The organism is Streptomyces sp. NPDC002324 (assembly GCF_053593335.1).
Genome location: NZ_JBSFCF010000001.1, coordinates 372,484 through 384,695, shown reverse-complemented (window position 1 = coordinate 384,695; position 12,212 = coordinate 372,484). Strand labels below are relative to the sequence as shown.

The following is a 12,212-nucleotide window of genomic DNA, read 5'->3' as shown; positions in this document are numbered from 1 at the left end:
CGGGGGGACATGCCCTGCCTGCCGCTCTTTCTTTCGGCAGGGAGGTCGTCATGCAGCGTGCCCGGATCTGGGTCGCCGCAGGAGTGCTGGGCGCGGTCCTGTGCGGGTGTTCGTCACCCGCCGCGACCACGGGGGCCGGGAGCGGCGGCGGATCGTCGTCGGGCGGGGCCGCCGCGGACGCACCGGAGGTTCCGGTGACGACCCAGGACCTGGAGCGGGTCTGCACGGACGGGCTCGGCTTCGAGGGGCTGCCGGCCTACGACCGTGCGAAGAAGACCGTGCACCCGGCGCAGCTCATGAACAGCACCGGCGACGGCTGGACGAGCAGCGTGCCGGTCGACGGCGACTTCCCCAAGGGCTGGTTCCTCGGCTACGAGGACAAGCCGGAGGAGGCGGAGCTGGTCGTCTGCGTCGAGCGCACGAAGGCCACCGCGACCGGCAAGGTCTGCGACATGGAGGCCGACGGCAAGCCGCTGAAGATCCGGACGTACAACACCTCGTACCGGGTGCGGGTCGTCGAGGCGCGCACCGGCAAGGAGCAGTACGCGTACAAGGGCAAGGCCGAGTCCGACGAGTGCCCGGTCTACATCTTCACCTCGGACGACGAGGACGCCGACAAGTACTACAACGAGGTCCGTGCCGAGGACTACCGCAAGCGCGTGAAGCCGTACATCGCGCCGTAGCCGCCGTAGCCGCCGTAGCCGCCGAGCCGTCCTAGCCGTAGCCGTAGCCGGGCGGGCGCCCCGGAGTCGTTCTCCGGGGCGCCCGCCCGTTCACGCGCGCCCTGCGGCGGCCGCCTGCCGCCGCCTACGGCCCGCTACTTGGTGACGCCCGCGTCCTTGAGCGCCTTCTCCCAGTCCGCGACCGTCGACGGGTTGGCGATCGTCTTGTCGTTGATCTTGATGGTGGGGGTCGACTTGACCCCCTCGGCGTCGTCGAAGGACTTGCTCATCCTCATCGCCCAGGCGTCGTAGGTGCCCTCCTTCACGGCGTCCTGGAACTTCGTGTTGTTCTTCAGCGCGTCGACCGTGTTCGCCACCTTGATCAGATAACTGTCCTTGGCGAACTCGTCGGTGGTCTCCTCCGGGTGGTACTTCGTCGAGTACAGCGCGGTCTTGTAGTCGAGGAAGGCCTCGGGGCTGACGTCCAGGGCGGCGCCGAGGGCGCTCAGCGCGTTCTTCGAGCCCTCGCCGGTGAGGTTGCCGTCCAGGAAGGTGCCCAGCGTGAAGGAGAGCTTGTAGTCGCCGTCCTTCATGCCCTTGTTCACCGTCTCGCCGACGGTCTGCTCGAAGGCGGCGCAGGCCGGGCAGCGCGGGTCCTCGTACAGGTGGACCACGTTCTTGGTCGTGGAGTCGCCGATCAGCACGGTGGTGCCGTTCTTGCCCGAGGTGTTCCCCGGGGCCACCACCGTGGCCTTGGCGGCCTCCTCCCACTTGCCGGGCTGGTTGTTCTGGACGACGGCGTAGCCGATGCCGCCGGCTATCGCGAGGACCGCGACGATCGAGGACGCCACGATCGCCTGCCGCCTGACCTTCGCGCGCTTGGCCTGACGCTCACGCTCCAGACGCAGCCGCTCACGGGCCGCCGACTTCGCCGCGCTGCTGTTCCGCTTGCTCATGTGGATGAACTCCCTGGGAAACGCGCACACGTGGTGCGCGGAGATGTGAGGGGGACCTGCTCGTGCTCAGGAGGTGGTCACGCGAAGGTGACCGAGCACGGCGGTCCACGCCGCCCCAGGGAGTGCGTGTGGAGAAGGGTGCGGGCACTGGCCGTACGGTGCGCGGTGCGCGTCGGCCGGTGCTGCGCCCGCGGGGGCCGCACCAGGACCGCGGCGACCGCGATCAGCAGCGGCCGGAAACCCGCGGCGACCGCGGCGTCCAGCAACTGGGCCAGCGCCCGCTCGCCGCGCCGCAGCCAGGTGGCGGCCAGCAGGCCGACGCCGATGTGCGCGGCGAGCAGCAGCCAGGCGACCCCCGGACCGGCGCCCGCGAGCAGCGCCGCCGCCCGCTCGGAACCGCCGGCCACCCGCGCCAGTGGCGCGCCCACACTGCCGCCGCACAGCACGTCCAGCCCGACCTGGCGCAGCGGCCCCGTGACGGGGCCGCCCGCCTCGCCGTAACAGGCGTGCTGACCCGCGGTGAAGACCGTGTCGGCGGTCAGCTCCAGCGGGATCAGCACCCCGGCGATCCGCCCGAAGCCGCGCTCGCGGCCGGCCAGCGCGTAGGCGACGAGGAAGACGGCGGCGGTGATCGCGGCGACGACGGTGAGCGGGAGCGGGACCCCGGACAGCAGCACGTGCGACGCGGTGCCGAGCGTCACGACGACAGCCGTGAACAGCGCCGCGCGTACGGCTCTGAAATGGGTCCCGGATATGTCCATGGCGTCTGAGAGTCTCCCACGCAGGCACGTAAGGGACCGCTAAAAGGTCCCTGTGAGTGCCCGACGTCTCGTCTCGTCCTCGTCGGTGTCCTTCCGCGAGTGCTCAGTGGTTGCGCAGGCCGGGGATCCGGCCGTTGCGGAAGAGGTCGACGAAGATCTGGTGGTCCTTGCGCGCGCGAGCCCCGTAGGCGTGCGCGAAGTCCACCAGGAGCGGTGCGAAGCCCTCCTCGTCGGCGGCGATCGCCGCGTCGATGGCCCGCTCCGTGGAGAACGGCACCAGGGACTGCCCCGTCAGGTCGTCCGCCGCCGCGTGCATCGTGGCCGTGGCCCGGCCGAGGTCGGCGACGACCGCCGCGATCTCCTCCAGGTCGTCGATGTCGCTCCAGTCCAGGTCCACCGCGTACGGCGACACCTCGGCGACCAGCTGCCCGGCGCCGTCCAGCTCGGTCCAGCCCAGCCACGGGTCGGCGTGGGCCTGCAGGGCGCGCTGCGAGATCACCGTGCGGTGGCCCTCGTGCTGGAAGTAGTCACGGATCCGATGGTCGGTGATGTGCCGGGAGACGGCCGGGGTCTGGGCCTGCTTGATGTAGATCACCACATCGTTCTCCAGGGCGTCGCTCTGCCCCTCCAGCAGGATGTTGTACGACGGCAGGCCCGCCGAGCCGATGCCGATGCCCCGGCGGCCGACGACGTCCTTCACCCGGTAGGAGTCCGGGCGGGTCAGCGAGGACTCCGGGAGCGTCTCCAGATAGCCGTCGAAGGCGGCCAGCACCTTGTAGCGCGTGGCCGCGTCCAGCTCGATGGAGCCGCCCCCCGGCGCGAAGCGGCGCTCGAAGTCGCGGATCTCCGTCATCGAGTCCAGCAGGCCGAAACGGGTCAGCGAGCGGGCGTCGCGCAGCGCGTCCAGCAGCGGGCCCTGGGCGGTGTCGAGCGTGAACGGAGGCACCTCGTCCCGCTTGGCGCCGGCCGCCACCGCGTGGATCCGCTCGCGGTAGGCGGCCGCGTAGGTCTCCACCAGCTCCGTGATCTGCTCGTCGCCGAGCGCCTTCGCGTACCCGACGAGCGCCACGGAGGCGGCGAAGCGCTTCAGGTCCCAGGTGAAGGGGGCGACGTACGCCTCGTCGAAGTCGTTCACGTTGAAGATCAGGCGGCCCGTGGAGTCCATGTACGTGCCGAAGTTCTCCGCGTGCAGGTCGCCGTGGATCCACACGCGCGAGGTGCGCTCGTCCAGGTACGGACCGGAGGCCTTCTCGTCGTCCAGGTCGTTGTAGAAAAGGCACGCCGTGCCCCGGTAGAACGCGAAGGCCGAGGCCGCCATCTTCCGGAACTTCACGCGGAACGCGGCCGGATCGGCGGCCAGGAGCTGGCCGAAGGCGGTGTCGAAGACGGCGAGGATCTCCTCGCCGCGGCGCTCGTCGTCGAGCTGTGGAACCGACATCGCGGGGTGCCTCCTGATGATCACGGGTGGGTCGCTCTCTCAACGTGCGAAGCCGCGCGCGAGTGCCCGCGACTCCTCCGTCGAAAGGTACGGGGGACACCCCTCGCGGTGTCAGTCCCGAGGCATAGACTTCGACGCTGTCCCCCAGACTGTCCGCAGCCCGTGGGGATGCCGTTCACGCCTGTTTCCCCTGTTGTGTCCCTTGGAGGCCGAAGCCGTGTCAAAGCCGCCGTTCACGCACCTGCACGTCCACACCCAGTACTCGCTGCTGGACGGTGCCGCGCGGCTCAAGGACATGTTCAACGCGTGCAACGAGATGGGCATGACCCACATCGCGATGTCCGACCACGGCAACCTCCACGGGGCCTACGACTTCTTCCACACCGCCAAGAAGGCCGGCGTCACCCCGATCATCGGCATCGAGGCGTACGTCGCCCCCGAGTCCCGGCGCAACAAGCGCAAGATCCAGTGGGGCCAGCCGCACCAGAAGCGCGACGACGTGTCCGGTTCGGGTGGTTACACGCACAAGACGATCTGGGCGGCGAACAGGACGGGACTGCACAACCTCTTCAAGCTCTCCTCCGACGCGTACGCCGAGGGCTGGCTGCAGAAGTGGCCCCGGATGGACAAGGAGACCATCTCCCAGTGGTCCGAGGGGCTCATCGCCTCCACCGGCTGCCCCTCCGGCGAGCTGCAGACCCGGCTGCGTCTCGGCCAGTTCGACGAGGCGGTGAAGGCGGCCTCCGAGTACCAGGACATCTTCGGCAAGGACCGCTACTTCCTGGAGCTGATGGACCACGGCATCGACATCGAGCACCGGGTCCGCGAGGACCTGCTCCGGGTCGGCAAGAAGCTCGGCATCCCGCCGCTGGTCACGAACGACTCGCACTACACGTACGCGCACGAGGCGACCGCGCACGACGCCCTGCTGTGCATCCAGACCGGCAAGAACCTCTCCGACCCGGACCGCTTCAAGTTCGACGGCACCGGCTACTACCTGAAGTCCACGGACGAGATGTACGCCGTCGACTCTTCGGACGCCTGGCAGGAGGGCTGCGCCAACACCCTGCTGGTCGCCGAGCAGATCGACACCTCCGGCATGTTCGAGGCCAAGAACCTCATGCCGAAGTTCGACATCCCCGACGGCTTCACCGAGGTCACCTGGTTCCAGGAGGAGGTCCGCCGCGGCATGGCCCGCCGCTTCCCGGGCGGCGTCCCCGACGACCGGCAGAAGCAGGCCGAGTACGAGATGGACGTCATCATCCAGATGGGGTTCCCGGGGTACTTCCTCGTCGTCGCCGACTTCATCATGTGGGCCAAGAAGCAGGGCATCGCGGTCGGCCCCGGCCGTGGCTCCGCCGCCGGTTCGATCGTCGCGTACGCCATGGGCATCACCGACCTCGACCCGATCCCGCACGGACTGATCTTCGAGCGGTTCCTCAACCCCGAACGCGTCTCCATGCCCGATGTCGACATCGACTTCGACGAGCGCCGGCGCGTCGAGGTGATCCGGTACGTCACCGATAAGTACGGCGCCGACAAGGTCGCCATGATCGGCACCTACGGCAAGATCAAGGCGAAGAACGCCATCAAGGACTCCGCGCGCGTGCTGGGCTACCCGTACGCGATGGGCGACCGGCTCACCAAGGCGATGCCCGCCGACGTCCTCGGCAAGGGCATCGACCTCAACGGCATCACCGACCCCTCCCACCCGCGCTACAGCGAGGCGGGCGAGATCCGGTCGATGTACGAGAACGAACCGGACGTCAAGAAGGTCATCGACACCGCCAAGGGCGTCGAGGGCCTGGTCCGGCAGATGGGTGTGCACGCGGCCGGCGTGATCATGTCCAGCGAGCCCATCGTCGACCACGCCCCGATCTGGGTGCGGCACACCGACGGCGTGACCATCACCCAGTGGGACTACCCGCAGTGCGAGTCGCTCGGCCTGCTGAAGATGGACTTCCTGGGCCTGCGCAACCTCACGATCATGGACGACGCCATCAAGATGGTGAAGGCCAACAAGGGCATCGACCTGGAGATGCTCGCCCTCCCGCTGGACGACCCCAAGACCTTCGAACTGCTCTGCCGCGGTGACACCCTCGGCGTCTTCCAGTTCGACGGCGGCCCGATGCGCTCCCTGCTCCGCCAGATGCAGCCCGACAACTTCGAGGACATCTCCGCCGTCTCGGCCCTGTACCGACCGGGCCCGATGGGCATGAACTCGCACATCAACTACGCGGAGCGCAAGAACAAGCGCCAGGAGATCACGCCGATCCACAAGGAGCTGGAGGAGCCGCTCGAAGAGGTCCTCGCGGTCACCTACGGTTTGATCGTCTACCAGGAGCAGGTGCAGAAGGCCGCCCAGATCATCGCCGGGTACTCGCTCGGCGAGGCCGACATCCTCCGCCGCGTGATGGGCAAGAAGAAGCCCGACGAACTGGCGAAGAACTTCGTCCTCTTCCAGGCCGGCGCCCGGAAGAACGGCTACAGCGACGAAGCCATCCAGGCCCTGTGGGACGTCCTGGTCCCCTTCGCCGGCTACGCCTTCAACAAGGCCCACTCCGCCGCGTACGGACTGGTCTCCTACTGGACCGGCTATCTGAAGGCGAACTACCCGGCCGAGTACATGGCCGCGCTGCTCACCTCGGTCAAGGACGACAAGGACAAGTCGGCGGTCTACCTCAACGAGTGCCGACGCATGAAGATCAAGGTGCTCCCGCCGAACGTCAACGAGTCCGAGCACAACTTCGCCGCCCAGGGCGACGACGTGATCCTCTTCGGCCTCGAAGCCGTGCGCAACGTCGGTACGAACGTGGTCGAGTCGATCATCCGCAGCCGCAAGGCCAAGGGGAAGTACGCCTCCTTCCCCGACTACCTCGACAAGGTCGAGGCCGTCGCCTGCAACAAGCGCACCACCGAGTCGCTGATCAAGGCGGGCGCCTTCGACACGATGGGGCACACCCGCAAGGGCCTCACCGCGCACTTCGACTCGATGATCGACAACGTGGTCGCGGTCAAGCGCAAGGAGGCCGAGGGCCAGTTCGACCTCTTCGGCGGCATGGGCGAGGAGGAGAGCACCGAGCCCGGCTTCGGACTCGACGTCGAGTTCACCACCGACGAGTGGGAGAAGACCTATCTCCTCGCCCAGGAGCGGGAGATGCTCGGCCTCTACGTCTCCGACCACCCGCTCTTCGGTCTGGAGCACGTGCTCTCCGACAAGGCCGACGCGGGCATCGCCCAGCTCACCGGCGGTGAACACGGCGACGGAGCGGTCGTCACCATCGGCGGCATCATCTCGGGCCTCCAGCGCAAGATGACCAAGCAGGGCAACGCCTGGGCCATCGCCACGGTGGAGGACCTCGCCGGTTCCATCGAGTGCATGTTCTTCCCGGCGTCCTACCAGCTCGTCTCGACCCAACTCGTCGAGGACGCGGTCGTGTTCGTCAAGGGCCGCCTCGACAAGCGCGAGGAGGTGCCGCGGCTGGTCGCGATGGAGATGCAGGTCCCCGACCTGTCGAACGCGGGCACCAACGCGCCGGTGATCCTCACCATCCCGGCCACCCGTGTCACCCCGCCCATGGTCAGCCGGCTCGGCGAGATCCTGACTCACCACAGGGGCGACAGCGAGGTCCGGATCCGGCTCCAGGGTCCCACCAAGACGACCGTGCTGCGCCTGGACCGGCACCGGGTGAAGCCCGACCCGGCCCTGTTCGGCGATCTGAAGGTGCTGCTCGGCCCGTCCTGCCTGGCCGGCTGATGAGGCCCGGCGGAGCGCGACAGGCGTGAACTTCGCGAGGGGCGCGTCCGGTGGTGCGGACGCGCCCCTCGGTGTGTCCGGGCTGCAACAGCCCGGCCCGCGATGTCAGTTGTGGCCGAAGCGCTTCTGCCGGCCCTTGCGGGCCATGTCGCCGGGTGTCACCTGGGTCATGCGGGTCTCGGTCTGCGACTCCAGTGAGGGCTGCTGGGTCTCCTGCCGGCCACGCTCGGACTGCGGCTGCTTACGGTCCTGCTTCTTGTTCTTGGCCATGGTGATCTGCCTCCTGAAGGGGGTCTAGGGGCCAGGGCCGCGACCAGATTCACATAGCATGACAAGGCGCGCATTTCGGAAAATCACCGTCCGTGACGAGAGTTGTCGGACCGCGTGCCGTGTCGCGGAAGGGCGCACGGCGTGGCACGGCGTGAAGACGCCACGCCGAAGATCGAGTTCCGGCCGTTAACCTCCGCGTGGTCGGGCAGACTCGAAGGAAGCCCGAAGCAAACCTCCCGGAAAGAGGGTGGATCGCGTGGACCGCTGCATCGTCCTGGTGGACGCCGGGTATCTGCTCGGCGCGGCCGCCAGCCTCCTCGCCGGGGAACCCTCCCGCTCCCGCATCACCGTCGATCACGCCGCCCTCATCCAGGGGCTGCGCGAGCGCGCCGAGGCCGACACCGAGCGGCCGTTGCTGCGCATCTACTGGTTCGACGGCGCCCCCGACCGCGTCCCGCAGCCCGAGCACCGCCGGCTGCGCGTGATGCCCCGGGTGACCGTGCGGCTCGGCGCGCTGACCCGGAGCGACGGGCGGTGGGCGCAGAAGGGCGTGGACGCCGCAATGCACGCCGAACTGACCGAGCTGGCCCGCAACCGCGCCTGCTCCGACGTGGTCCTCGTGACCGGCGACGGGGATCTGCTGCCGGGCATGATGGCCGCCAAGGAGCACGGCGTCGCCGTGCATCTGTGGGCCGTCCAGGCCGCCGACGGCGACTACAACCAGTCCGAGGACCTGGTCGCCGAGGCCGACGAGCGGCGGGTCCTCGACCGGATGTGGATCACCAAGGCCGTACGGGCCAAGGATCTCGGCGGGGTCTGCGCCCCGCAGTCGGTGCCACGCCCGGAGATCGCCGCGATCCTGTCGGCGCCGCTGCCCGAGTCGGCCCTCGCGGCCGCCACCGAACGGCCGACGGGAGAGCCCGAACACACCTCGGCGGCCGATGCCGCGCGCAACGGGACCGAGGAACGGGCGGCCGCGCACAAGGGCGTACCGACGCCGAAGGACCTGGCCGCCATGCGGGCACCGGGGGCGCACCCCGCGCAGCACCCGGCGACGGCCACCCTGCGGTGGTCCTCCGACAAGGGCTGGGTGGACCGGCCCGGCGGCGCGGCGGAGCCGCCCGAGGCGGCGGCCATGCCGACGCTGGCGCAGCTGACGAGCGCGGAGCAGCGGTGGGCCGACCGGGAGGAGGACATCACCACGGTCGGCGGCGACCCCTTCGAGGTTGGACAGGTGTTCGCCCGGCGGTGGATGGCCCGGCTGCCCGACCAGGCGCATCTGCAGAAGCTGTCGGGGATGTACCCGCGGGTGCCGCACCGGGTCGACGGGGAGCTGCTGCGGTACGCGGCCCGGTTCGGGCTGCTGGCGCACAAGGACGACCAGATCGACGAGCACGACCGGTACGCGATCCGGGCCGGCTTCTGGCGGGAGATCGATGTGCGGACCACCTCCGGAGGTGGCGCGAGCGCCTCGTAGCCCGGGGTCGCGTGCGCGGGCGTGCACGGCCGGGCGCCGGGTGCCGGGGAGTGCGGCTCGGGTGACCCGGAGGGAAAAGGGCGCCCCGGACCCCGTAGGCTCGTCCCTCGTGAGTACGCGTACGGCACAGGCGGTCCGGCATGGTGGGGATGTCGTGTGCGCTGTGCGGGGGCTCACCAAGACCTATCCGGCGACCCGGGGGCGGCGGGGTACGCCGGGCACTCCCGAGGTGCGGGCGAACGACGCGGTGGCGCTGGAGGTCCGGCGCGGGGAGATCTTCGGTCTGCTCGGGCCCAACGGGGCGGGCAAGACCACGCTCGTACGGCAGCTGACCGGGCTGATGCGGCCCGACGACGGCACCGTCGACATCCTGGGCCACGACATCGTGCGCCATCCCGAGCGGGCCGCGCGGATCCTCGCCTATCTGGGGCAGGAGTCGACCGCCCTGGACGAACTGACCGTGGCCCTCGCCGCGGAGACCACGGGGCGGCTGCGCGGGCTGGAGGTACGGCGGGCACGGGCCGAGCGCGACGCCGTGCTGGAGGAGCTGGGGCTGACCGGGCTAGCCGCACGACCGCTGAAGAAGCTGTCCGGCGGGCAGCGGCGGCTCGCCTGCTTCGCCACCGCGCTCGTCGGGGAGCGTCCCCTGCTGGTGCTCGACGAGCCGACCAGCGGCATGGACCCGGTGGCGCGGCGGGCCGTGTGGGCCGCCGTCGACCGGCGGCGGGCCCAGTCCGGCACCACGGTCCTGCTGGTCACCCACAACGTCATCGAGGCGGAGACCGTCCTCGACCGGGTCGCCGTCCTCGACCAGGGGCGGGTCATCGCCTGCGACACCCCGGCCGGGCTGAAGGAGCGGGTCGCCGGCGAGGTGCGCGTCGAGCTGGTGTGGCGGGAGAAGGCCCCGCTGGACGTGCCCGAGGTCGCCGCGCTGCGCCCGCGCGCCGTGGAGTCCGGGCGCCGCTGGACGCTCCGGCTCGCCCCCGAGGAGGCGCGCGCGGTGGTGGCCACGGTGACCGGGGGCGCCGCCTTCGTGGCGCTCGACGACTTCACCCTCGCCACGCCCAGCCTGGAGGACGTCTACCTGGCGCTCGGCGGCAGCGCGGGCAGCGCACAGGGACTGGTCAAGGGGTGAGGGACACGGGTGTGAACCGGAGAACGGCCGGCGCGGGCGTGAACGGCCGGGCTGCCGCGGCCGTACGACAATGGGCGACAGCCGAAGCGCAGAGGAGCAGCTCGACGTGAGTGTCGTACCCGCCGAGATCCTGACGGGCCAGGCCCTGGCCGCAGAAGGGCGCGTGGAGCGCGAAGCCGCCGAGCTGGGTCCTCGCGCGCGCCTGTGGCCCTCGCTGTGCGCCGTGTACCGGGCGCAGCTCTCCCGGGCGCGGGTCGCGCGGATCCCCCTGCTGTTCGTGGCCACCTTCCAGTCGATCGGGATCATGATCCTGATGCGCGGAGTGGTGGACGGCGGAGCCGAGGCGCACGCCGTGGTCGCCGGTTCGGCGGTCCTGGTCGTCGCGTTCGTCGCCCTGAACCTGCTGGCCCAGTACTTCGGGCAGCTGCGCTCCACCGGTGGCCTCGACCACTACGCGACGCTGCCGGTGCCGCCGGCGGCGGTGGTGCTGGGCGCCGCGGGTGCGTACGCCTCCTTCACCGTGCCGGGGACCGTCGTGACCGCCGTCTTCGGCTGTGTGCTCTTCGGGCTGCCGCTGACCCACCTCTGGATGCTCGCCGCCGTGATCCCGCTCGCCGGGGCCGCCCTCGCCGGACTGGGCGCCGCGCTCGGTCTGCTCGCCCCGCGCCCGGAACTCGCCACCGTCCTCGGGCAGCTCGGCATGTCGGCCGCGCTGCTCCTCGGCGTGCTGCCCGCCGACCGGATGCCGGGCTTCATCCAGTTCGCCCGGGATCTGCTGCCCTCGACGTACGGGGTCGAGGCCCTCGCGCGGACGTTCGGGCCGAACCCGGACTGGGCGTTCGTGGTCGGAGACCTCGCCGTGTGCGCGGGGGTCGGGGTCGTCTCGCTCGCCGTCGCCACCTGGGCGTACCGGCGGGCCGCCGTCCGGTGACGCGGCGCCCGGCCGGGCCTGGCACGATGGCAGGGTGACCGCACCGTTGACTCCCCCTCCGCCGCCGCACAACCAGTCCCCGAACGACCCCTGGGGTCCGCCGCCCACCAGCGGCGGGGGCGAGGCGGAACTCTGGTACGAGCCGCAGAAGCCGGCCGGTCCCGGACTGCGGACCGAACTGATCGAGGCCGCCGTCCTCACCGTGGTCACGGCGGTGCTCGGCGGTGCGGTGCTCGGTCTGCTGTGGTGGTGGCTCGCGCCGCACGTGCCGCTCGTCTCCGACGGGTCGGCCGTCTACTTCGAGGACACCGAGGGCGAACAGGCCGTCGGTGTCGACGGGACGTTCGTGCTGCTGGCCCTGGGCGCCGGTGCGCTGTGCGCGCTCGTCGTCTTCCTGCTGCGCCGGCGAGGCGGGGTGCCGCTCGTCGCGGCGCTCACGGTCGGCGGGCTGCTGGCGGGGGTGCTGGCATGGCGGCTCGGGGTCTGGCTCGGGCCCGAGACCGATGTCGCGGCGCGGGCGAAGGAGGTCGGGCAGGGGGTGACGTTCTCCGCGCCGCTGAAGCTGGCCGCGAAGGGGGCGTTGCTGGCGTGGCCGATGGCGGCGCTGCTGGTGCACCTGTGCCTGACCGCGCTGTTCGGGCCGCGGGATCCGGAGCCGCCGGTGTTCGAGGACGGGCACGGTACGTCTTCCCCGAGCGCGTAGGCCCTCCGGGGTGCGGGTGGGGGCCGTTGTCGGGTGCGGGTGCGTGGGGCTTCTCGCGCAGTTCCCCGCGCCCCTGAAAAGCAGGGGCTGCGCCCCGAGCTTTTCAGGCCCGCAGGACTGCC

At 70.6% G+C, this 12,212-nt stretch carries 10 protein-coding genes; 6 read left to right on the top strand and 4 right to left on the bottom strand.

Translation table 11 applies throughout. The features are described from left to right. The first annotated feature begins 50 nt into the window (after positions 1-50). Positions 51-683 carry a hypothetical protein gene (locus tag ACWCRJ_RS01640; RefSeq protein ID WP_450937363.1) on the top strand — a complete coding sequence of 211 codons (633 nt, stop codon included), beginning with the start codon at positions 51-53 and terminating at the stop codon, positions 681-683. Positions 684-817: 134 nt separating this feature from the next. On the opposite strand, the gene ACWCRJ_RS01635 is transcribed toward ACWCRJ_RS01640, so the two are convergent. From ACWCRJ_RS01635 to ACWCRJ_RS01625, 3 genes are all read right to left on the bottom strand, one after another. Further along, a complete protein-coding gene (locus ACWCRJ_RS01635; RefSeq protein WP_450937362.1) occupies positions 818-1,618 on the bottom strand; it encodes a DsbA family protein in 801 nt (266 codons plus the stop codon). A 77-nt stretch (positions 1,619-1,695) separates the two neighbouring features. Further along, positions 1,696-2,379: a hypothetical protein gene (locus ACWCRJ_RS01630; RefSeq protein WP_450937361.1), complete on the bottom strand. Its 684-nt coding sequence runs from the start codon at positions 2,377-2,379 to the stop codon at positions 1,696-1,698. 103 nt (positions 2,380-2,482) lie between these two features. Continuing rightward, positions 2,483-3,817, bottom strand: coding sequence for a DUF2252 domain-containing protein (locus ACWCRJ_RS01625; RefSeq protein ID WP_450937360.1), 1,335 nt, complete (start codon positions 3,815-3,817; stop codon positions 2,483-2,485). A 217-nt stretch (positions 3,818-4,034) separates the two neighbouring features. Between ACWCRJ_RS01625 and dnaE the strand changes: the two genes are divergently transcribed. After that, complete coding sequence (gene dnaE, locus ACWCRJ_RS01620) at positions 4,035-7,574, top strand: DNA polymerase III subunit alpha (RefSeq protein ID WP_450937359.1); 3,540 nt, start codon at positions 4,035-4,037, stop codon at positions 7,572-7,574. A gap of 105 nt (positions 7,575-7,679) precedes the next feature. Here dnaE and ACWCRJ_RS01615 read toward each other — a convergent pair whose 3' ends face one another. Beyond that, entirely contained in the window at positions 7,680-7,844 is a 165-nt protein-coding gene (locus tag ACWCRJ_RS01615) for a hypothetical protein (protein ID WP_005478180.1), read from the bottom strand. A 256-nt stretch (positions 7,845-8,100) separates the two neighbouring features. On the opposite strand from ACWCRJ_RS01615, the gene ACWCRJ_RS01610 reads away from it, so the two are divergent. The 4 genes from ACWCRJ_RS01610 (at position 8,101) to ACWCRJ_RS01595 (ending at position 12,090) form a co-directional block, all read left to right on the top strand. Continuing rightward, on the top strand, positions 8,101-9,321 hold the full coding sequence (locus ACWCRJ_RS01610) for an NYN domain-containing protein (RefSeq protein ID WP_450937358.1): 1,221 nt from the start codon (positions 8,101-8,103) through the stop codon (positions 9,319-9,321). A gap of 109 nt (positions 9,322-9,430) precedes the next feature. Beyond that, on the top strand, positions 9,431-10,456 hold the full coding sequence (locus ACWCRJ_RS01605) for an ABC transporter ATP-binding protein (RefSeq protein WP_450937357.1): 1,026 nt from the start codon (positions 9,431-9,433) through the stop codon (positions 10,454-10,456). Between the two features lie 70 nt (positions 10,457-10,526). After that, positions 10,527-11,387 (top strand): ABC transporter permease, encoded by an 861-nt coding sequence (locus tag ACWCRJ_RS01600; protein WP_450937356.1) that lies wholly within the window; start codon positions 10,527-10,529, stop codon positions 11,385-11,387. Between the two features lie 34 nt (positions 11,388-11,421). Beyond that, entirely contained in the window at positions 11,422-12,090 is a 669-nt protein-coding gene (locus ACWCRJ_RS01595) for a DUF2567 domain-containing protein (protein WP_450937355.1), read from the top strand. Positions 12,091-12,212 lie beyond the last annotated feature (122 nt).